The organism is Serratia sp. TSO36 (assembly GCF_057808395.1).
The window spans coordinates 1-19,752 of record NZ_JBJZOU010000014.1 but is presented as its reverse complement, the minus strand read 5'-3'; the positions used below and the strand labels follow the sequence as shown (position 1 = coordinate 19,752).

Here is a 19,752-nt window from a genome sequence, read left to right as displayed (position 1 = left end):
TAGTTTTTTCATTAAACAAGAAACAAAGTTTCATATATTAACCGACGCTGAATTTAATATATGAAACGCACAATAAAATCGTCTCAAATATAAAACCAATGAGCGTGAATGCCCTGTTCACAGGTGAAACTCGCTCGCCTTAATAAACAGTCTACTTTCATCAGGGGCCAGGCATGCGCACGATCACGCTTTGTTTTTTCCTTGTTTCACCAGTGAGTTATGCGGCCACCGCCGCATTGCCCAACGACGCTGCCGCCACCGCGGCACCGGTAAAAAAAAGCCGTCCGGCATTGCCGCATATTCATTGGCAAAGCGAGGATAGTAAAAAGAATATTGATATCGGCGGCGCGCTGCGCGCCAATTATCGCTATGAAGACTGGCACAGCAGCAATTATCGGAATCCGCCGCATTTACGCTTTGACGCCTTTCGCATCGATGCCGCCGGCCAGATAAACGACGCGTTTTTCGATAGCGGATTCTGGTTTCAGGATCGGCGCAAATACGCCATCGACCGCGCCTATGTCGGTTACCACCTGTCTGAACGTTCCGCCGTGCAGCTTGGCGCGCCGTTCAAACCGTTCGGCCTGATGCCCTACCCGCAGTTCGGCTGGTCGTACGGTATTCCGTTTTACCTCGGCTTTGGCGTCAACACCGGGCTGGGCGCCAAATACCAATATCAGCATGACGATTGGGCCTTCGACGCCGCCTACTACCCGCGCATGATGCCGACCGGCGTGCGTTACGCCCCCGACGTCGCCAGCTACGACGATCTGAAAAACACCAACTATGCGTCGCAGCACCTGCAGCGCAACGAAAAACGCGATCAGGTAAACCTGCGGCTGACGCGCGCTTTCCACCAGGGCGGCTGGGACAATGAGTTTGGCGGTTCGCTGGCGGCCTCGCGGCTCTATAACCAGGCGACCGGCGATAACGGCAGCTTCTGGGCGGCGGGCCTGCATACGCTGGTGAATTACGATCCCTGGCATTTGTCCGGCCAGGTGATCCGCTACGGTTACGACGCCAAAGGCCCGGCCGGGGCCAACAATTCGGTGATCCTGATGGGGGGCAACGGCCTGACGCCGGCCTATCTGATCCCGTCGCAGGCCACCACCGCCGCCATCAACCTGGCGCGCGACGTCGACGTACCCTGGGGGCCGGTGAAAAAGCTGCGGTTCTACAACGACTACAGCGTGCTCTGGAAAGACAGGCACGGCGGCTCAGATTCTAAAATGAACACGCTGGGGGTTCAGGTGTTCGCCATGCCGGTGATGCTGTGGGTGGATCTGACCTGGGCGCAGAACGCCAACCCGTGGGGCGGCGTGGAAAACGCCACCGGCTGGACCGGCACCCAATCCTCCGGCAGCAATAAATGGTATTTTCGCACCAACGTGAACATCGGTTACTACTTCTGAACGCGGCGGGATCTACACTGAAGCATCGCCGCCAGCCGGGCATGGTCGACGCGCTGTTCGCCTGCGACGCCGGGCTGGTGAACGCCGATCTGCAGGCGCTGAAGCGCCTGCTGGAATCTCGCTCGCCCTCGGTTACCCCTTGACCGACGACACCACGTTAAGCGGCTGGGCATCCGGCAGAATATTCATGTGCTCCAGCACCTGGGCCATGATCTTGCCGAACACCGGCCCGGCCACCGAACCGCCGAAGTGCTTGCCGGCTTTCGGGTTGTTGACCATCACCACCAGCGCCACCTGCGGATCGCTGGCCGGCGCCACGCCGGCGGTGTAGTTGATGTAGCCGCCGTCGTATTTGCCGCTCGGGCCCATTTTCTCGGCGGTACCGGTTTTGATCGCCAGCCGGTAGCCCGGCACCGCGGCGCTCACCCCGCTGCCGCCCGGCAAGGCGTCGCTCTCCATCATATGCACCACGGAGCGTACCGTATCCGCCGGCAAAATGCGTTGCCCCATCACCGGCGGCGTCACCTTGGTGATCGACAGCGGCCGATAAATGCCGAAGGAACCGATAGCGGCGTACTCGCGCGCCATCTGCAGCGGCGTCACGCGCAGCCCATAGCCGAAGGAGAAGGTAGCGCGTTCGATATCGGCCCAGCGTTCGCGATGCTGTGGCAGATAGCCGCTGCTCTCGTTGCCGATGCCGAGCTCGGTCGGCCGCCCCAGGCCAAAGCTACGGTAGACCGCCGGCAGCACCGTGGCCGGCAGCGCCAGCGCAATGTGCGATACCGCGATGTCGCTCGATTTTTGCAGCACGCCGGTGATGGTCAACTTCGACCAGTGGCCGACGTCTTTGATCAGGTGACCGTTCACCCGATACGGCGTGGTGTCCAGCACCGTATCCGGCCGGATCAGCTTATGCTCCAGCCCCACCATCACCACCACCGGTTTCACCGTCGAGCCCGGCTCGAAGCTGTCGCTGCTGCACACGTTGCGAATGTCTTTCGCCGGGGTGCCGGCATAGTTGTTGGGGTTGAACGACGGGTAGCTGGCCATGCCGAGGATCTCGCCGGTGTCGATCTTGACCAGCACCGCACAGCCGGAGTCGGCCTGGTTGGCCACCACGCCGTCGCGGATCTGCGCATAGAGTACGTACTGGATAAATTTGTCGATGCTGAGCGTCACGTTTGGCGGCGGCACCGGATCCACGCTTTTAAGCACGCCGATCACCGCGCCGCTGCCGTCCTTCTGATAGACCCGCAGGCCGTTTTTGCCCTGCAACAGCGGGTTGAAGCCCAGCTCGATGCCCTCCAGCCCCTGGTTGTCCTGGCCGACGATGCCGATCAGCCCGGCGGCGTCCTGGCCCATCGGATAAAAGCGGCTGAAATCCTGCTCGGTGCTGACGCCGGTCAGGTGCAGTTTGCTGATGTAGGCAGCGTTGTCGTCCTCCACCTTGCGCGCCAGATAGACGAAACGCTTGTGCGCGTTGCTCTGGATCAGATGCTGCACGTCCGCCAGCGGGATCTTCAGCACGTTGGCCATGCTCTGCCAGCGCTCGTTGCCGGTGTCGGTCTGGGAATCGAGAATATGCTTCGGATCCAGTACGATGTCTTTGGACGACACGCTGACCGCCAGCGCCTCATCGTTGCGATCGGTGATCATGGCGCGGTTGGTCGGCACCACCTGGGTGCGGATCGAACGCTGATCGGCCTGATCCGCCAGCTGCTGGTGCTCCAGCAGCTGCAGGTAACCGACCCTGAACGCCAACAGAAAAAAACAGACCAGCATGCCGGCGCAAATCCAGCCGAAACGAACTGTGGAATAGGTTTTACCGCTTTTTTTGGTCGATGGCGCCACTGTTGTGTTAACCCTGCGTTTTTATTCGGTTTATGGTGTTATTTCAGTCTACCTTGCCGGAAATGGTCAGGAGATTGCAGTTTGTAAGAAAGTAAAAACAAACCGCCTCACCGTTGCACATCGGCACTGTCGTTTAACTGCGGTTTACTTTGCCCCGCATCGCCGGGCTGCGGCGCGTTGGCCGGGTCAAAAATATGGTCGAGGATGGCGCGCGCGGTCGGCCCCGCCACCACGCCGTCGCCGCCGCCGTTTTCCAGGATCAGCGCCATCGCCACCCGTGGGTTTTTGTAAGGCGCGAACAGCGTATAGAAGATGTGATCGCGCAGCCGCACCGGGATCATTTTGGCGTTGTAGGTCTGGTTTTGCTTCAGGCTGAACACCTGCGAAGTGCCGGATTTGGCGGCGATCTGATACGGCGCGGTGTGGAACAGCTTGTACCCGGTGCCGTTCGGCAGATTGGCCATGCCGTACATGCCGTTGCGCACGATGCCCCAGTAAGGCGAATTGGGATCGCCGATCTGCGCCGTTTTCGCCGGCGGCGGGTAGCGCGTCACCCGGTCGCCCTGCTGCAGCGAATACAGCAGGTGCGGCGTTTTCACCTGGCCGTTGTTGATCAGCGTGGTCAGCGCTTTCACCATCTGGATCGGCGTCGCCACCCAATACCCCTGGCCGATGCCCACCGAAACCGTATCCCCCTGATACCACCCTTTTTTGTGCACCTTCAGCTTCCAGTCGCGGCTCGGCAGCACGCCGCGGTACTCTTCGTTCAGATCGATGCCGGTGGACTGGCCGTAGCCGAACTGGCTCAGCCAGTGGTGGATACGATCGATGCCCATTTCATACGCCACCTGATAAAAGAAGGTGTCGGCGGATTCCTCGATCGCTTTGGTGACGTTGAGCATGCCGTGGCCGGTTTTCAGCCAGTCGCGGTAGCGGCGCTCGGTGCCGGGCAGCGTCCAGGTCGGCGCGCCGAAAAAGGTGGTGGTGGGCGTGATCACCCCGGCGAACAGCGCCGAAACGGCCATGTAGGGCTTTACCGTCGACGCCGGCGGGTATAAGCCCTGGGTGACGCGGTTGATCAGCGGCAAATCCGGGTTGGTCAGCAGCGCCTTATAGGCCTGATAGCCGATGCCTTTGACGAAAGGATTGGGATCGTAGCTGGGGCTGGAAACCATCGCCAGGATGCCGCCGTCGCGCGGATCTTCCACCACCACCGCGGCGCGCTGCCCCTTCAGCACCGATTCAATGTACTGCTGCAGCGGCAAATCCAGCGTCAGGTAGATGTTCTTGCCGGCCTTCGGCGGCTGCTCCTTCAGCAGGCGGATCACCCGCCCGTGGTTATCCACCTCCACCTCCTGATAGCCGGTGGTGCCGTGCAGTTCGGCCTCGTAATAGGCCTCGATGCCCTGTTTGCCGATGTTGCGATCGGCGGCATAGTTCTCGCTCAGCCCGGCCTTGTCCAGGCGTTTGAGATCGCTGTCGTTGATCTTCGACACATAGCCCAGCACGTGCGCCAGCTGGGCGCCGTAAGGATATTCACGCTGTTGATAGGTATCGATCGTCACTCCGTCGAAACGGTATTGATTGACGGCAAAGCGCGCCACCTCGGTGTCGCTCAGCCCGGCTTTGAGCGTCACCGGTTTGTAGCGGCTGTTGTGGTGCATGTCGTCGCGAAACGCGCTGATGTCTTCCGGCGTCAGGTCGACGATCGGCGTCAGCGCCTGCAGCAGCGCCGCCATGTCGCTGATTTTACTGGGCGTGATCTCGATACGATACAGTGTCACGTTTCGCACCAAAGGCGTGCCGTTGCGATCGAAGATCAGCCCCCGGCTGGGGGCGATCGGCAGCATTTTGATGTCGTTCTGGTTGGAGCGCGTCTGGTAAAAGCCGTGCTGGCGGATTTGCAGCCGGTAGAGGTTGACGATCAGCGCGCCGAAACAGACCACCACCAGCGCCAGCGCCACGCCTGCCCGGCGGATAAACAGCCTCTCTTCCGCAGAGTGGTCGCGAATTGTTTCTTTTAACAGGGCCATGCGGTGCCGATACCTTTTGCGTCACATTTCCCCGCAAAATCAGGGAACTGAAAAGCCGGCAAGCATAGCGTTATCGGGCGCACCGCCCCATGAAAAGGTTGCTAATGAAATGGCATAACTGTTTCAGCATATTGGAATGTTACCGTCGGCGTTTTTTTCACCGCGCTTCTCATTGAGCCGCCGTTCGCCCCAATGCTACAATGTGATCTGAATCACACTATTCCCGATATTCCCCCCGCATTTCCCTGTCGGCGCCCTGCCGGATGCGGATTTTTGTTATATAGGATCGAGTTCGATGAGTACCATTGCCACCGGTTTAATCATGATGCGCTGGGAGTTGCTGAGCGCCGTGATGATGTTCTTCGCCAGCCAGTTAAACGTCGTTTGCCGTAAAACCAGCCGCAACGGCATGGCGTTCATGTTCAGCAGCCTGGGCCTGTTTACCGCCTGCTGGTTCGTGATGGGCCTGATGGGCATCCACCTCACCCTGGAAGCTTTCACCCAATTCTGGTCATCGGCCTGGGATCGCTATGTGGACGTGGTCAGCACCATGCCGGTCGATTGGCCGATGCCGTAACCTCGTCGCGGGGGCGGCGCACCGGCCGCCCCGCCGATTATTCCGTTTCCGCTGACGGCGCCGCCGCCAGCCGCGCCATCAAGGCCCCCGCCTCAATCAACAGCGCCTGCTCCTGCTCCGTTAAACAGCTCTCCATCGCCGCCAGCAGCCACGCCTCGCGCCGGCTGCGGCTTTGCTGCAGCAGGCCCAGCCCGGCGGGCGTCAGGCGCACCCGCACCCGGCGTTTGTCTTCGGCATCCGGCGTGCGCACCAGCAGCCCATCGGCCTCCAGCTCACGCAAGGCGGCCGCCAGGTTAGAGGAACGCATGCGCTCCGATTCCGCCAGCAGCGACGGCGTCGCCTCGCCGCCGTGGCGATCGATAGCCCCCAACAGCATCAGCTGGGCCCAGGATTTTTCGTCGCTGCGCGATTCGCGCCGTAAACGGCGCACCAGCGACATTAACTGCGTGCGCAGCAGCGTCACGTCTTCAGGATGATCTTTTTTCATTGGCATCAATCTAGCGTTCAGTTTATCTCTGCTTTCACACCGCCGGATCGCGCGGCTCTGGCTTAACCCAATTACCTATGATAATATAGCTATTAATATATAGCAAAAAAGACACTGCATCGGCAGGGTTACGTTTGCTCACGCATTTGCCCCTCGCCGATTAATTTGCAGTGTTATTATTATTTTGCTTAATAAATCCCTCCTTATTCAACGTGGTACGGTAAGCCGATGGAAGCGTGGAAAGTCAATCTGATCTCGGTCTGGCTCGGGTGTTTCTTCACCGGGCTGGCGATGAGCCAAATCCTCCCTTTTCTGCCGCTGTACGTCGAACAGCTCGGCGTCAACGATCACCAATCCCTCAGCCTGTGGTCCGGGCTGGTGTTCAGCGGCACCTTTTTGGTCTCGGCGGTGGTGTCGCCGCTGTGGGGCAGCCTGGCCGACCGCAAAGGCCGCAAGCTGATGCTGCTGCGCGCCTCGCTGGGCATGGCGATCGTCATCGCGCTGCAGGGGCTGGCCACCAACGTCTGGCAGCTGTTCGCACTGCGCGCCCTGATGGGGCTGACGTCTGGCTATATTCCCAACGCCATGGCGCTGGTCGCCTCGCAGGTGCCGCGCGATAAAAGCGGCTGGGCGCTGGGCACGCTTTCTACCGGGCAGATCTCCGGCGTGATCGCCGGGCCGCTGCTGGGCGGGCTGATGGCCGACCATCTGGGGCTGCGGGTAGTGTTTTTCGTCACCGCCGGGCTGATGTTCGTCAGCTTCCTGGTGACGCTGTTTCTGATTAAAGAGCGGCGCATCACGGTGAAAAAAGCGGATCAGCTGAGCGGCAAGGCGGTGTTCCGTTCGCTGCCCTATCCGACGCTGATCCTCACCCTGTTCGTTTGCACCCTGATGATCCAGTTGGCCAACTCGTCCATCAGCCCGATCCTGACGTTGTTCATTCGCGAGCTGTCCGGCGACGTCGGCAATATCGCCTTTGTCAGCGGCATGATCGCCGCCGTGCCCGGCATTGCAGCGCTGATCTCGGCGCCGCGCCTCGGGCGGCTCGGCGATCGCATCGGCACCGCGCGCATCCTGATCGCCGCGCTGCTGTTCACCACCGGGCTGTTCGCCGTGATGGCCTGGGTCAATACGCCGCTGCAGCTGGGCATTCTGCGCTTCCTGCTCGGCTTCGCCGACGGCGCGCTGATGCCGGCGGTGCAGGCGCTGCTGCTGAAGTATTCCTCCGATCAGGTGACCGGGCGCATCTTCGGCTATAACCAATCCTTTATGTACCTGGGCAACGTAGTTGGCCCGCTGCTGGGGTCGGGCATTTCGGCGATGATGGGGTTCCGCTGGGTGTTCGCGGTGACGGCGGTGTTGGTGCTTTGCAATGCGCTGCAGCTGCGCCATCAGTTCAAAAAAGTGGAGAATCAACGCGCGGGATAACGGGGAATGCGGGGAAACGCCTCAAGCAGTGGTGGGACAATGACGCCCATCAACCGTGCCACCACTGCCAAAGGCGGCCGTAGCCTACTCGACGCGGCGGTCATTTAATATTTATGTAAGTAAATAAAGTGTTGCGGGCGTGTTGAGGGCCGCCGCAGCGGCCCTTGCGGATCAGAACATGGTATTGTCGTTGGCCGATTTTTCCGGCACATCCTGATTGACGTCCCAATGCTCGGTGATTTTCCCCTGATCGTTCACCCGGTAAATATCCACGCTGGCGGTGCCGCGATCCTGCGGGTTATTTTGGTATTTGACGTGAACATAGACTAAATCGCCGTTGACCGCGCTGCGGTATATTTTGGCGCTGTACTGCGGATTGTCTTTAAAGGTCTGGCTGAAGAAATCCAGGAACGGCTTGATGCCATCGCCGACGAACGGGTTATGCTGCTTGTAGTTTTCCACAATCAGCCTCTGCGCCACGCCGATGTCGTGGCGGTTGAAGAAGCCCGCGTACAGATCTTCCACCACCTTCAGCTTCTGCTGGGCATGATGATAACCGCCTTTGCCGGCCGATTTGTCAGACGCCGCCTGATCCGTTGACAGCGCCGGGTAACTCGCCAGCAAGCCGCCGACGATCGCACAGGTGATCAATGCCTTTTTCATAACTGCTCCTTATTTTCCTGAGTGATCTACGATTTTCAGCTGCCCTTTCAGATGGGTGAAGCTGCCGTCCTTGGCGGCGATGTTGGTGTACACCTCGCCGCGCTCAAAGTCCTCGATATGCGTCACGTTGTCGCCGGACTGCGGTTCGTGCCAATAGACCATATAGACCTTTGGCCGGATCTCCACCGCGGTGTACTGCACGGTGTCGGTGATGCCCTGCGACGCCTCGCCGATACCGGTGAAGGTCATGGTCTTGTCATCGGTAAAATCCAGCTTGAAGGCGAAATCGCCGAAGGTCACCTGCACCACTTTACCGACCGCAATGAACTGCCCGTGTTTTTCCGTCATCGTTGCCGCCTTACTGTTTGTCAGGGAGGGTTGCGCCGCCGTAGCGGCGGGTAATGCGAGGGGGAAAGTCAGGGCTATCGCCAGCGAGATGCCCGTTCTCTTCACTGTTTTCATCGTTCCTTCTCCTTTCCGTGGTTGAAAACGAGAATCATTATCATCACTTGGCGATGGCCAGAAATATAAGAATAATCTCTATTCCTATCAGGCACCTGGCGGCGAAAAAAGACGGCGAAAAATCGCCGCGGAATGGCATGGCAATAGCGCGTTCTGGCCATTGGTTTTTACGCAATGAACGGAATTTCTGCTTTCAGGAAGGGAAACTGCTCGGAGATTTGATGGGCCTATAGCGCAGATCGCTTTAAGCTAATGCGTATTTGTTCTTAAGCCGCCCACCCCCGAAAGGCGGCGGCGAACGGCGTGGCGTTTAACGCAGCCAGGGCGTATGGGTGACGCCGACCAGCAACCCTTCCGGGCTGAGCAAACGGGTAACGCTCTGCCCCCACGGCTCTTCGCGGTTGGCGACCAACAGCCGATAACCGCGATCGACTAGCCCCTGGGTGGCGGCCGCCATGTCGGCCACGTCGAACTCGATCCACGCCTGCGGCAGCGCGAGATCCGCCGGCCAGCGATCGTCGCCAAAGCAGGACTGCGCCGCCTGCGCCAGCGGCCACAGGGCGAAATGCTTCACGCCTTCCAGCGCGCCTTGCTCCGATAGCAGATAGGTTTCGTTGCCCGGCATCGGCTTGAGCGGCAACCCCAGCGCCTCGACATAAAACGCCTTGCTCTCGTCGCTCTCACGCGTAATGGGCCCAAATCCGGCGACAAACAACACGCCCAGCCCGACAAACTGTTGATCCATGCTGCACTCCCTCCCGGTTAGCGCCCCTGCCGCACCTGCAGCGGAGCAAATCCATAGGCCGCCTTGAAGCGGTTGCTGAAATGGCTGGCGGAGCTGAAGCCGCACGCCAGCGCGATCTCGGTGATCGGCTGTTGGCTGTGCCGCAGCAGCCGTTCCGCCCGCTGCAGCCGGGCGCGCATCACAAACTGGTGCGGCGCCAGCCCGGTGACGTGCTTGAACATGCGGGCGAAATGGTATTCGCTCAACCCGGCCTGCGCCGCCAGATCCGCCAACAGCAAAGGCCGATCGAGGTGATTTTCGATATATTCCCGCACCCGCCTGGCCACCGCAGGCGCCAGGCCGCCGCGCACCGGCGGCAGCTTCCACTGCAGCTGGCTGTAACGCTGGATCAGATGCGACATCAGCAGGTTAGACGCGCTGCTGAGCGCCAGCAGATTGGCGCTGTCCCGCCAGTCGCAGTTGAGCAAAAATTGGCGATACAGCAGCGTGATCTGCGGATCTTCGCCGAAGCTGCGCGGCTCTACGTTGATCGCCGCCGGGCTGCGATCCCAGGTCTGCTCCGCCAGCTGCCGCAGATGCCCGTCGGTGCAATACAGGTGCACGAACGACAGATCGCTGCGCACGTCCCAGGTGGAGGCGTATTGGCGCGGCATGATGCAGAACCGATCCGGCCCGCCGCCGTTGCGCCAGCCGCCCGGCACCTGCTGGTAGCACTCATAGCCGTCGGCGACGTACAGGCTCAGGGTATGGTGATCGGCGCTTTCCTGCGTGACGCGATCGTTGCAGTTGGACCAGGCGGCCAGCTCCACGCAGGTGCCCAGCAGCACGCTGCCGTGCAGCCGCGCCTTGTGCTCACGCAGTGTTTCAAACGCCTGATAGTTGGACATCGCCGGCCCCGTTGTTCGACATGCCGACAGTGTAAAGAGTGGCGCCGCCGCATACCAGCCGCCGCCCCGCGCTTTTGGCAAAAAAAACGCAAGAATATGCAACTGGGCGCAAAGCGCTGCAAGCGCCGCCGCGCGCCAAAGCGGATACTGCGCCATCGGTTTTTTCGGAGTAACAAATAGAATGAATGCGCTGTTGTACCTCGCCGTGGTGCTGATTTGGGGCACCACCTGGATTGCGATCACCCTGCAACAGGAAGGCCCGGTGGCCATTCCCGTCTCGATCGCTTACCGCTTCGCCATTTCCGCCGCGGTGATGTTCGCCGTGCTGTTGCTAACGCGCCGCCTGCGCCGCCTCGCCCCGCGCGATCATCTGTTCTGCGTGCTGCAGGGCTGCTGCGTGTTCGGTTTCAACTTCTTCTGCTTCTACCACGCGGCGGCCTATATCAGCAGCGGGCTGGAATCGGTGATTTTCTCGATGGCGGTGCTGTTCAACGCCCTCAACAGCCTGCTGTTTTTCCGCCAGCGCCCCAGCCCCAACCTGCTGCCGGCGGCGCTGCTGGGGTTGACCGGCATCGTGGCGCTGTTCTGGCAAGATCTGGCCGCCACCCGCATGGCGCCGGAGCTGCTCAAAGGCATCGGCCTGAGCGCGCTCGGCACCTACGGCTTCTCGCTGGGCAACATGATCAGCACGCGCCATCAGCGCCGCGGGCTGGATATCTTTTCCACCAACACCTACGCCATGACCTACGGCGCGCTGTTGATGGCGCTGATCGCCTTGGCGCAGGGCGCATCGTTCCAGATGGAATACAGCAGCCGCTATATCGGCTCCCTGCTGTACCTGGCGATCTTCGGATCGGTGATCGCCTTCGCCGCTTACTTCAGCCTGCTCGGCCGCATCGGCGCCGGCGCGGCGGCCTACAGCACCCTGCTATTCCCGCTGGTGGCGCTGACCATCTCAACGATCTACGAAGGCTATCAGTGGCACTTCAACGCCGTGCTGGGCCTGTGCCTGATCCTGCTGGGCAACCTGGTGATGTTCGCCAAGCCGGGGCTGAAATGGCGACGGGCGGGTATCCCAAAAAAAAACTCAACCCTTTGAAGCCATTGGCGAATATCGTTATCATCAGGTTTTGTTGATAACGGATGATGGCCAATGCTCAGAAGTGATGATGTGACACCCCGCGCCTACAAACAGGTGGACGTGTTTACCCGTACGCCGCTGCAGGGCAACCCCGTGGCGGTGGTGCTGGAGGCCGAGGGGCTGAGCAGCGCGCAAATGCTGGCATTGGCCCGTTGGACCAACCTTTCGGAAACCACCTTTGTGCTTAAACCGACGCACCCGGCGGCGGATTATAAGGTGCGCATTTTCACCACCGAAAAAGAGCTGCCCTTCGCCGGCCACCCGACGCTGGGCACCGCCCACGCCCTGCTGGAGGCCGGATTGACGCCTAAACGGCCTGGGACGGTGATGCAGGAATGCGGCGTCGGCCTGGTGGCGGTCGATATCCAGCCGGAAGGCACATTGGCGTTCGCCGCACCCGAAGTTGAGCTCCGCCCAATGGCGGCTGAGGAAACAGAACGGCTGATGGCCGCTTTACGGCCCGCGCGGATTGAAGGATGCTCCCTGCCGGTGATTGCCGAGATGGGCATTCGCTGGCTGATGGTACGCCTGCCGGACGCACAATCCTGCCTGGCGGTGACGCCGGATCAGGCCACGATTAAACGCCTGCAAACGGCTTGCGATGTGGATGGCGTGGTGATCTATGGCGCCTGTTCTGCGGCCGAACCGGCAGATTACGAAATGCGCGCATTTATGGTGGAATGCGGCGCCTTGATTGAAGATCCGGTGACCGGCAGCGCCAACGCCTGCCTGGCGCGCTTATTGAAGGCCAGCCGCTTTCCCGACGGCGGCCAGACCGCACAGGGCTACCAGGTGCGCCAGGGCACCCAACTGAATCGAGATGGCCGCGTGAGCGTGCGCTTTATTGACGGCGAACCCTGGATCGGCGGGCACTGCCGCACCCTGATTGATGGGACATTGGGTATTTAGTTTGGGGGATGTAGGATAAGGAAGGCGTTGGACATTTGGAGGGATGTTTGACCCTATCGGGTCGCAATTCATGAATTGCTAAAAACAAAGCTTTCCTCTGCCAAGTTATGTTCTTTCCTATGTTGCACATCCCAGTCAAAGTAGCCATCAGGCTGTTTGGATTCTACACCTTTCAGCCAATACTGTTCACCATAAGCTATCAGCATTGCCCAATGATATTCAATTTCATGGATCCTGAGACAGACAGCCATATAACTTCTGATAGGCTTGCACACTAAACTCGGTGATAAAACCAATAACTCCGCGTCACTTTCAGAATTTTGTGCATATTTAACAATGATCGCTTTAAGCATTTCCACCCAAGTATAAAAATTGAAAATTACAGTTTCATCCGAGTCATTCTCATCTCGAAAAAGGATACCATCAGCCATACTAGCTTTGTTAATCATTGGTAACCTCCATCACATTAAAAACTCATTGATCATTAGGTTTGACACTAATAATGTCAATTAGAAAAATATCATTGTCAGCGATCCCGAAGTCAAGATAAAAACCCAACGTGGATTTTATATGCAGCCGACCGTTTACCCTGATAACATCAACAAATGGGTTAGAGATCGTAGAGTACATGAACCATTTCAATTTATTATACTTATCTGCTCTGACAATAAAACCATCACTCCCCATTTCGCCCTCCCCGCAAAATAAAACGTCACCATCTGGAAACAATACTTTGTTGTTTATTTGAATTTCAGACCACAAATAATCACGTTTCTTAATGAGTGAACTTAACTAAATAACACTCCCATATGAAATTTTATACTCCTTATTAAAAGTATTTTTGAAACCATCACTTTCTTCAGAGTAAATATTTATTTCTCTTGTTGTATTGTTTTTACTTGTAATGAGAATCAGTCCAATTAACTGACTGCCCTCCTATTTCTCTTGTATTTTCTTGATGCTCATTTTACGCCCCACCAATTATTTTATCAATTTTTGACCGCCACAAAATCACCCACCTATTTTCCAACACCACAGAGTAGTTTTCAATTGAATAATAGTCATTTTCATCATTATGGGATATAAAACACTGATCAACACCATTGACAATCCATGATAGCAAATTTAAAACATCCTTATCATATTCGTTTTCTTTTAAACACGTCTCTGAATTATTTATTAAGTCACTTAATAGCTTTTCATCAAAGAACGACCTCTCAAAAAGCGAGTAGCAAAAAGTCCCTTCAATCAAGTCATTTTTGTTATTCATAACATCAAGCTTTAATTCCTTGCTCACATTGAACTCCTAATCATTCCGTGGTTTTTTCTATGAAATCAAAAAGCCAAAAAAACTCTTTGGCTCTAAATACAGTGAATTTTCATTGTCACCATCTTTATACCTGACGATGAACACTGGAACGGTTCTTCACTATAATTCACTGCAATTATTTTAACTTCCCGTTCAGTTTTAAAAGCTTGTAAATAGATTGACATCATGGAAAATTGATCATCCACATCCACTTCAAACCACGGAGCGATGTTTTCAACTAAATGTGGATTAACAACCCCATCATCATGAATGTAAAATTCAAGTATAGTCTCACCTGATATAAAGTAAACCCTGTCATACATCGGGTGAAAAACCGGCGCTGTATCCGAATCTAAGTAGCCAGTGACAACTATATCACTCACCCCAAATTTAATTACATGCCCACTAAACTTACTCATATACTCCATAATTTAACGCCAGAATGAAAAATCAGACACGAAAATTTCGTTTATTATCACCCCAGCAGGAATATAGTTTACCGCATCGGCGATCTCATCATATGGAGGTGGGAGGATAAACGAAACACCAAAGTCATCATTAATAATGATTGAACCATTGTATATTTTCTGTGATGTCGTCAGTTTGATTATATCTATTATTTTCATTCCGGGGAATATGATTCCATCGTAGCCTCCTTGATAATGAGCATTACATCCAAGTGACAAAATGACACCGTCTTTATCAGTTATGACGGTTAAGGTATTATCGACTGCATATGACTTTCGCTCACTCCCGTCAGGTAGGAAGTAGTTTTTAATCTTAACGCTAAATCTGGAGTGCATTTCATTAATATATAATGAAATATTTTCATTTGTAACGACATTCCCTATAGAAACACCCGACACAATCCTCGCGTTAAAATCAATCATGTTAGACACCGTAATATTAAATGATTTATCAATGTGTACGGATGGATATTTCAAAATTATCAAACCTGCTCTTTTAGATAGTTTTCATTCTAGACATTTAGAACCGACTGAGAATTGCCGGCTCTAACGCAGATTTAGAAATGGTTATATTGTTAACGTGAATATTAAGAGTCAGGATAGACGACTCTATAATCCTCATCCCTATGAAGCTTAGTCCAAATTCCATCCTTCCACTTCACATCTCCATCTCTTAGTATTTTTTTTATTTTTCTCTCAAAGTCTGGATTAAAAAAATCATTAGATTTTATTTTCACGTCGATCACGTGGTTATCATCACAAAGAACATCCCCCAACCTATCAACTCTATCTATAACCTCTATATTATAATCTTCTAGTTCTGCTTTTGCCACATACCGCCCCTTATCATCTTCACAAGGAAGTGAAACACCAAACGCCCTTTCCAGTTTAATAAGCAGCTCATCAAATGGAATATCTTCCAATAATAAAATACCTAATTGCCTATTCTCGTTCACAGCCACTCTCCATTTCATGAACATCCGAAACGCCCTAACCTTCTTTGGACGTCGCCTTTTCTAGCCAGATCATCTAACTCATGGGTGTAGAACACTCTAAACCCAAATGGTTCATTTCTTAACCCTGGGAATTTCTGTCTTAACTTCGAATCGATAGACTCCTCTATTGATTTCATCCCCTCAAGCTTAGATGCGTCCCGGCGTCTGTTCCTAAACTCAGGTGAACTCGCTAAGTAATCCGACTTAATAAATCCATCAACATCGAAATCATTCATGTTAATAGGTCGAGCAATAGCAGGATCATGGGACTTACTTATTCCACTTGCAGCGCTACCTCTATATCCAACGGTTGCGTTTGGATCTATCTTCTGTATAGCAGGAAGATGTTCCAATAGAATCTCATCTATTTGTTGCTGAAGGCTATTTAAGCCACTAAGTCCTAGAGGATCTATCCATCCCAAAGGATTTGGAGCATATCTATAAAGGTTCAACCCACCGCGCAACCCTATCGGATCCTGCGTGGTGAAACGCCCCACCTCGGGTTCGTAGTAGCGGAACAGGTTGTAGTGCAGGCCGCTTTCGTCGTCCTGATATTGCCCGGCGTAGCGCAGCGGCTGCTGATACTGCGCGCCCTGCCGCTTCGCCGCGCCGGCCACCGTCTGGCCCTGCAGCTTGCCGAAGGTGTCGTATTGCCCGGACCAGCACAGGTTGCCCGCCGCGTCGGTCACCTCCAGCGGCGCGCTGTTCAGATCGGTGTGATACCAGTAAATATCCGCCGAGCGGCTGTCGCCCGCCTGCTCCAGCGCCGCCAGCGGGCTCCACGGGCTGGCCGGATCGTAGCTCCAGCTGCGGCGGCTGCCGTCGTCGCGCTGCTCCTGCAGCAACCGGTAACCCTGCCACAGGAAACGGGTCGTCTGTTCGGTTTTGCCCTTATAGCGTACCGCCTTGCGGCTGCGGCGGCCCAGCGCGTCGTAATGATACTGCGCCTCGAACTCGCCCTGCGGGCCGCGGCCGTGCGCCTGCACCAGCCGATTGTCGGCGTCGTAGCGGTAGTGCTGTTCGTACAGGCCGTTGCGCCGGCTGATCAGGTTGCCCCAGGCGTCGTAACGGTAAAACAGTTTTTGCCAGTGCGTCAGCCGGTTATCGGCGATCGGCGCCAGCGGCAGGTGCGCGTCGATGTCGCTCTGCGGGCTGCGCTCGCCCAGCAGGTTATCCGCCAGATCGTACACCAGCCGCGCGCCCGGTTTGCCCTGATTGGGTTCGCGGTGTTGCAGCAAGCGGCCTTTGATGCAACTAACAATCTAATGTTTTTACTCTTCCTTTTTTTATTTTTAAAGAACCTAATATCTCCTTTTCAAGCCTCTACCTTACATCTCATATTCAATGTTGCTCAAATTTGTTGTAAAACTCTAACAATCTTTATCACCATTGACTATCTTATTAACTTCAGGTCGCCACACCTCCCACCATTTTTTCTCCAAATTCACAGAATAGTTTTCAATTGAATAATAGTCATCTTTATCATTGTGGGATGTGAAACACTGATCAACACCATTAACAACCCATGACAGCAAATTTAAAACATCTTCATCTCGATTATTTTCCTTAACAAACAACTCTGACTTTTCTATTAAATCAATTAGTAACCGCTCATCAAAAAAAGCATCCTCAAATAGAGAGTAACAAAATGTACCTTCAATCAAATCATCTTTGTTTTTTAAAATATCATATTTTAAATTATCATCCACTTTAACACCCCGGACCTTTTCTTTTTGCAGCTTTAATTGACTTTTCCTCATTATAAGAACCATCCAAATTAAACACTCCTTTGGATTTATCCAACGATGAGAAGGTTTCATAGTGATCTTTATGGAGATTATCCAAATAGAAGTAATCACCTTTTTTAAAGGTCACATCCCCAACTTTAACTTTACTAGTTATCTTATAAATCTCAGCACCTTGGAACTTTTTCCCGGTTGTCGTAGCAGCATCACCTACGATCTCAAGGAAGCTCAGCCCAAATGGATCTATCCAAGTTAAAGGATTTGGCCCATAAGCATATAAATTCAGCCCACCTTCCAACCCTATCGGATCCTGCGTGGTGAAACGCCCCACCTCGGGTTCGTAGTAGCGGAACAGGTTGTAGTGCAGGCCGCTTTCCTCGTCCTGATATTGCCCGGCGTAGCGCAGCGGCTGCTGATACTGCGCGCCCTGCCGCTTCGCCGCACCGGCCACCGTCTGGCCCTGCAGCTTGCCGAAGGTGTCGTATTGCCCGGACCAGCACAGGTTGCCCGCTGCGTCGGTCACTTCCAGCGGCGCGCTGTTCAGATCGGTGTGATACCAGTAAATATCTGCCGAGTGGCTATCACCCGCCTGCTCCAGCGCCGCCAGCGGGCTCCACGGGCTGGCCGGATCGTAGCTCCAGCTGCGGCGGCTGCCGTCGTCGCGCTGCTCCTGCAGCAACCGGTAGCCCTGCCACAGGAAACGGGTCGTCTGTTCGGTTTTGCCCTTGTAGCGCACCGCCTTGCGGCTGCGGCGGCCCAGCGCGTCGTAATGGTACTGCGCCTCGAATTCGCCCTGCGGGCCGCGGCCGTGCGCCTGCACCTGCCGGTTGTCGGCGATCGGCACCAACGGCAGGTACGCGTTGATGTCGTTCTGTGGGCTTAGGTAAAAACACCCTGAGGACCAGTTTCGTTATTGCTCTTTTAGTTTATTTTTAAAGAGCATAAATATATTCAAAAATCTAAAACGACTTTCTTTACCCCTGATATATCAGGTTCTTCCTTATCAATTTCAAGGCGGAAAATGAAATCTTTCAAATCGTAAGCAGCTAGTGACAACCCTGATATTACTTGATTTTCATCATATAAAGGGTCTGCCTCATGATCCCAGAACCAGATTTGTCCAACCATTTTCCCCGTTAGGCAAAGACATATTTGATTACCACCATCTGATGATGCTATGGGTAACCATTGGCTCCCAAGATCATCCTTATACATTTCAATGAACTCAAAGACATCCCCCTCTCCCTCTGAATTACTTAATCCATAGAAATACTCCAGTGAATCATATCCATCTTTACTTGCCCAAGGAGAGGCTTCAACTCCTTTATAAACGATTAAAGAGTCAAACTCAGCTCCCTGGCTAAAGTTAACCAAAAAATCACAATATTCACTCGGTAAAGCACCAGAGTAATTTTCAAGTTTCTTGAATAAAGGGTCATCTACCCCATTCGATAGTTTACTCAGAGCAGCACCAAGTTTTTCTAGCTTTTTCAACATTTTTTTCCATTCCTCATATCTGATGCAGAGCCTATATGTGGTACATTTCCATGCAACCCACGAGGTACCAATATTATCTCTGTATTACTAAGATGGTGTGGAGTTAGTTTATTTTTACGCAATAATTTTTGGGCAGCACTTTGCGTAATGCCCTTCTCTTTAGCTATTGCTTTGTATACTTTAGGGAAATCTTTTTCAGTACCATCCAGAACACCATTTTCAAAAGTTATGCTTCCTTTTGACCATGGAGAAAAATCTGGCCGCCCATTAGAGAATGGTATTGGCTGATTATTTGTAACGGCATTTACCGCTGGCTTATAAGAATACCAATTACTTTCACCAGGAACGCCATCCCAATGGCCATTTGTCCTCGGAATTCGAGTTCCAGATAACCCCAGCGGATCCACCCACATCAGCGGGTTCGGCGCATACTGATAAAGGTTCAACCCGCCTTCCAACCCTATCGGATCCTGCGTGGTGAAACGCCCCACCTCGGGTTCGTAGTAGCGGAACAGGTTGTAGTGCAGGCCGCTTTCGTCGTCCTGATATTGCCCGGCGTAGCGCAGCGGCTGCTGGTATTGCGCGCCCTGCCGCTTCGCCGCGCCGGCCACCGTCTGGCCCTGCAGCTTGCCGAAGGTGTCGTATTGCCCGGACCAACACAGGTTGCCCGCCGCGTCGGTCACCTCCAGCGGCGCGCTGTTCAGATCGGTGTGATACCAGTAAATATCCGCCGAGCGGCTGTCGCCCGCCTGCTCCAGCGCCGCCAGCGGGCTCCACGGGCTGGCCGGATCGTAGCTCCAGCTGCGGCGGCTGCCGTCGTCGCGCTGCTCCTGCAGCAACCGGTAACCCTGCCACAGGAAACGGGTCGTCTGTTCGGTTTTGCCCTTGTAGCGCACCGCCTTGCGGCTGCGGCGGCCCAGCGCGTCGTAATGATACTGCGCCTCGAACTCGCCCTGCGGGCCGCGGCCGTGCGCCTGCACCAGCCGATTGTCGGCGTCGTAGCGGTAGTGCTGTTCGTACAGGCCGTTGCGCCGGCTGATCAGGTTGCCCCAGGCGTCGTAACGGTAAAACAGTTTTTGCCAGTGCGTCAGCCGGTTATCGGCGATCGGCGCCAGCGGCAGGTGCGCGTCGATGTCGCTCTGCG

Annotated in this window: 21 protein-coding genes and 2 pseudogenes; 6 read left to right on the top strand and 17 right to left on the bottom strand. The window is 55.0% G+C overall.

Features of this window, described 5'->3' with window-relative positions; genetic code table 11:
- Nucleotides 1-173 precede the first annotated feature (173 nt).
- Both ACK3CV_RS12480 and ACK3CV_RS12475 read left to right on the top strand, forming a co-directional pair.
- Nucleotides 174-1,412, top strand: coding sequence for a hypothetical protein (locus tag ACK3CV_RS12480; protein ID WP_164141088.1), 1,239 nt, complete (start codon nucleotides 174-176; stop codon nucleotides 1,410-1,412).
- Nucleotides 1,370-1,555: a hypothetical protein gene (locus ACK3CV_RS12475; protein WP_072022342.1), complete on the top strand. Its 186-nt coding sequence runs from the start codon at nucleotides 1,370-1,372 to the stop codon at nucleotides 1,553-1,555. Before ACK3CV_RS12480 ends, ACK3CV_RS12475 begins: the two co-directional genes overlap by 43 nt.
- On the opposite strand, the gene ACK3CV_RS12470 is transcribed toward ACK3CV_RS12475, so the two are convergent.
- Both ACK3CV_RS12470 and mrdA read right to left on the bottom strand, forming a co-directional pair.
- Nucleotides 1,545-3,263: a penicillin-binding transpeptidase domain-containing protein gene (locus ACK3CV_RS12470; protein ID WP_033634500.1), complete on the bottom strand. Its 1,719-nt coding sequence runs from the start codon at nucleotides 3,261-3,263 to the stop codon at nucleotides 1,545-1,547. The two genes, ACK3CV_RS12475 and ACK3CV_RS12470, sit on opposite strands and share 11 nt — an antisense overlap.
- Before the next feature lie 107 nt (nucleotides 3,264-3,370).
- Complete coding sequence (gene mrdA, locus ACK3CV_RS12465; protein ID WP_164039085.1) at nucleotides 3,371-5,296, bottom strand: penicillin-binding protein 2; 1,926 nt, start codon at nucleotides 5,294-5,296, stop codon at nucleotides 3,371-3,373.
- A 295-nt stretch (nucleotides 5,297-5,591) separates the two neighbouring features.
- Here mrdA and ACK3CV_RS12460 point away from each other — a divergent pair, with 295 nt between their 5' ends.
- Nucleotides 5,592-5,873: a YjcB family protein gene (locus ACK3CV_RS12460; protein WP_019456316.1), complete on the top strand. Its 282-nt coding sequence runs from the start codon at nucleotides 5,592-5,594 to the stop codon at nucleotides 5,871-5,873.
- 37 nt (nucleotides 5,874-5,910) lie between these two features.
- Here the strand turns inward: ACK3CV_RS12460 and ACK3CV_RS12455 are convergent, their stop codons facing one another.
- On the bottom strand, nucleotides 5,911-6,360 hold the full coding sequence (locus tag ACK3CV_RS12455) for a MarR family winged helix-turn-helix transcriptional regulator (protein ID WP_049196729.1): 450 nt from the start codon (nucleotides 6,358-6,360) through the stop codon (nucleotides 5,911-5,913).
- A gap of 228 nt (nucleotides 6,361-6,588) precedes the next feature.
- On the opposite strand from ACK3CV_RS12455, the gene ACK3CV_RS12450 reads away from it, so the two are divergent.
- Nucleotides 6,589-7,788: a multidrug efflux MFS transporter gene (locus ACK3CV_RS12450; protein WP_164039082.1), complete on the top strand. Its 1,200-nt coding sequence runs from the start codon at nucleotides 6,589-6,591 to the stop codon at nucleotides 7,786-7,788.
- 171 nt (nucleotides 7,789-7,959) lie between these two features.
- Here the strand turns inward: ACK3CV_RS12450 and ACK3CV_RS12445 are convergent, their stop codons facing one another.
- The 4 genes from ACK3CV_RS12445 to ACK3CV_RS12430 all read right to left on the bottom strand — a co-directional run bounded on the left by ACK3CV_RS12445 (nucleotide 7,960) and on the right by ACK3CV_RS12430 (nucleotide 10,545).
- Nucleotides 7,960-8,451, bottom strand: coding sequence for a nuclear transport factor 2 family protein (locus tag ACK3CV_RS12445; protein ID WP_033634495.1), 492 nt, complete (start codon nucleotides 8,449-8,451; stop codon nucleotides 7,960-7,962).
- A 9-nt stretch (nucleotides 8,452-8,460) separates the two neighbouring features.
- Nucleotides 8,461-8,799, bottom strand: coding sequence for a MoaF-related domain-containing protein (locus ACK3CV_RS12440; protein ID WP_164039079.1), 339 nt, complete (start codon nucleotides 8,797-8,799; stop codon nucleotides 8,461-8,463).
- A gap of 424 nt (nucleotides 8,800-9,223) precedes the next feature.
- Nucleotides 9,224-9,658, bottom strand: a complete 435-nt coding sequence (locus ACK3CV_RS12435) for a VOC family protein (protein WP_164039076.1) — start codon at nucleotides 9,656-9,658, stop codon at nucleotides 9,224-9,226.
- Between the two features lie 17 nt (nucleotides 9,659-9,675).
- Complete coding sequence (locus ACK3CV_RS12430) at nucleotides 9,676-10,545, bottom strand: helix-turn-helix domain-containing protein (RefSeq protein WP_164039073.1); 870 nt, start codon at nucleotides 10,543-10,545, stop codon at nucleotides 9,676-9,678.
- 181 nt (nucleotides 10,546-10,726) lie between these two features.
- Here ACK3CV_RS12430 and ACK3CV_RS12425 point away from each other — a divergent pair, with 181 nt between their 5' ends.
- Nucleotides 10,727-11,644, top strand: a complete 918-nt coding sequence (locus ACK3CV_RS12425; RefSeq protein ID WP_164039071.1) for a DMT family transporter — start codon at nucleotides 10,727-10,729, stop codon at nucleotides 11,642-11,644.
- Between the two features lie 54 nt (nucleotides 11,645-11,698).
- Nucleotides 11,699-12,595: a PhzF family phenazine biosynthesis protein gene (locus tag ACK3CV_RS12420; protein WP_164039067.1), complete on the top strand. Its 897-nt coding sequence runs from the start codon at nucleotides 11,699-11,701 to the stop codon at nucleotides 12,593-12,595.
- Between the two features lie 68 nt (nucleotides 12,596-12,663).
- On the opposite strand, the gene ACK3CV_RS12415 is transcribed toward ACK3CV_RS12420, so the two are convergent.
- The 10 genes and pseudogenes from ACK3CV_RS12415 to ACK3CV_RS12370 form a co-directional block, all read right to left on the bottom strand.
- Nucleotides 12,664-13,044, bottom strand: coding sequence for a hypothetical protein (locus tag ACK3CV_RS12415; RefSeq protein WP_164039064.1), 381 nt, complete (start codon nucleotides 13,042-13,044; stop codon nucleotides 12,664-12,666).
- A gap of 518 nt (nucleotides 13,045-13,562) precedes the next feature.
- Nucleotides 13,563-13,892 (bottom strand): hypothetical protein, encoded by a 330-nt coding sequence (locus ACK3CV_RS12410; RefSeq protein ID WP_164039061.1) that lies wholly within the window; start codon nucleotides 13,890-13,892, stop codon nucleotides 13,563-13,565.
- A gap of 65 nt (nucleotides 13,893-13,957) precedes the next feature.
- Nucleotides 13,958-14,323, bottom strand: coding sequence for a hypothetical protein (locus ACK3CV_RS12405; RefSeq protein ID WP_239504633.1), 366 nt, complete (start codon nucleotides 14,321-14,323; stop codon nucleotides 13,958-13,960).
- Between the two features lie 12 nt (nucleotides 14,324-14,335).
- On the bottom strand, nucleotides 14,336-14,794 hold the full coding sequence (locus ACK3CV_RS12400) for a hypothetical protein (RefSeq protein WP_164039059.1): 459 nt from the start codon (nucleotides 14,792-14,794) through the stop codon (nucleotides 14,336-14,338).
- 164 nt (nucleotides 14,795-14,958) lie between these two features.
- The gene (locus ACK3CV_RS12395) at nucleotides 14,959-15,351 is read right to left on the bottom strand and encodes a hypothetical protein (protein ID WP_164039056.1); all 393 of its coding nucleotides are present in this window, start codon (nucleotides 15,349-15,351) and stop codon (nucleotides 14,959-14,961) included.
- Nucleotides 15,342-16,613, bottom strand: a pseudogene (locus ACK3CV_RS12390) (RHS repeat domain-containing protein); the annotation flags it as partial. The pseudogene ACK3CV_RS12390 and the gene ACK3CV_RS12395, both read right to left, overlap by 10 nt.
- Before the next feature lie 123 nt (nucleotides 16,614-16,736).
- The gene (locus ACK3CV_RS12385; protein ID WP_139120345.1) at nucleotides 16,737-17,075 is read right to left on the bottom strand and encodes a hypothetical protein; all 339 of its coding nucleotides are present in this window, start codon (nucleotides 17,073-17,075) and stop codon (nucleotides 16,737-16,739) included.
- Between the two features lie 262 nt (nucleotides 17,076-17,337).
- Nucleotides 17,338-17,946: pseudogene (locus tag ACK3CV_RS12380) on the bottom strand (RHS repeat-associated core domain-containing protein); the annotation flags it as partial.
- A 116-nt stretch (nucleotides 17,947-18,062) separates the two neighbouring features.
- Nucleotides 18,063-18,608 (bottom strand): SMI1/KNR4 family protein, encoded by a 546-nt coding sequence (locus tag ACK3CV_RS12375; protein ID WP_086579803.1) that lies wholly within the window; start codon nucleotides 18,606-18,608, stop codon nucleotides 18,063-18,065.
- A partial coding sequence (locus ACK3CV_RS12370; RefSeq protein ID WP_489009861.1) for an RHS repeat-associated core domain-containing protein occupies nucleotides 18,602-19,752 on the bottom strand: 1,151 nt, incomplete at its 5' end. The genes ACK3CV_RS12375 and ACK3CV_RS12370, both read right to left, overlap by 7 nt.

Excerpts from the sequence above, each read along its gene's own strand:
- ACK3CV_RS12400 (WP_164039059.1), bottom strand. The coding sequence starts at position 14,794 with ATGATTGATTTTAACGCGAGGATTGTGTCGGGTGTTTCTATAGGGAAT.
- ACK3CV_RS12480 (WP_164141088.1), top strand. The coding sequence starts at position 174 with ATGCGCACGATCACGCTTTGTTTTTTCCTTGTTTCACCAGTGAGTTAT.
- ACK3CV_RS12435 (WP_164039076.1), bottom strand. The coding sequence starts at position 9,658 with ATGGATCAACAGTTTGTCGGGCTGGGCGTGTTGTTTGTCGCCGGATTT.
- ACK3CV_RS12420 (WP_164039067.1), top strand. The coding sequence starts at position 11,699 with ATGCTCAGAAGTGATGATGTGACACCCCGCGCCTACAAACAGGTGGAC.
- ACK3CV_RS12475 (WP_072022342.1), top strand. The coding sequence starts at position 1,370 with ATGGTATTTTCGCACCAACGTGAACATCGGTTACTACTTCTGAACGCG.
- ACK3CV_RS12460 (WP_019456316.1), top strand. The coding sequence starts at position 5,592 with ATGAGTACCATTGCCACCGGTTTAATCATGATGCGCTGGGAGTTGCTG.
- ACK3CV_RS12375 (WP_086579803.1), bottom strand. The coding sequence starts at position 18,608 with ATGTTGAAAAAGCTAGAAAAACTTGGTGCTGCTCTGAGTAAACTATCG.
- ACK3CV_RS12430 (WP_164039073.1), bottom strand. The coding sequence starts at position 10,545 with ATGTCCAACTATCAGGCGTTTGAAACACTGCGTGAGCACAAGGCGCGG.
- ACK3CV_RS12395 (WP_164039056.1), bottom strand. The coding sequence starts at position 15,351 with ATGTTCATGAAATGGAGAGTGGCTGTGAACGAGAATAGGCAATTAGGT.
- mrdA (WP_164039085.1), bottom strand. The coding sequence starts at position 5,296 with ATGGCCCTGTTAAAAGAAACAATTCGCGACCACTCTGCGGAAGAGAGG.
- ACK3CV_RS12415 (WP_164039064.1), bottom strand. The coding sequence starts at position 13,044 with ATGATTAACAAAGCTAGTATGGCTGATGGTATCCTTTTTCGAGATGAG.
- ACK3CV_RS12450 (WP_164039082.1), top strand. The coding sequence starts at position 6,589 with ATGGAAGCGTGGAAAGTCAATCTGATCTCGGTCTGGCTCGGGTGTTTC.
- ACK3CV_RS12440 (WP_164039079.1), bottom strand. The coding sequence starts at position 8,799 with ATGACGGAAAAACACGGGCAGTTCATTGCGGTCGGTAAAGTGGTGCAG.
- ACK3CV_RS12455 (WP_049196729.1), bottom strand. The coding sequence starts at position 6,360 with ATGAAAAAAGATCATCCTGAAGACGTGACGCTGCTGCGCACGCAGTTA.
- ACK3CV_RS12405 (WP_239504633.1), bottom strand. The coding sequence starts at position 14,323 with ATGAGTAAGTTTAGTGGGCATGTAATTAAATTTGGGGTGAGTGATATA.
- ACK3CV_RS12425 (WP_164039071.1), top strand. The coding sequence starts at position 10,727 with ATGAATGCGCTGTTGTACCTCGCCGTGGTGCTGATTTGGGGCACCACC.
- ACK3CV_RS12445 (WP_033634495.1), bottom strand. The coding sequence starts at position 8,451 with ATGAAAAAGGCATTGATCACCTGTGCGATCGTCGGCGGCTTGCTGGCG.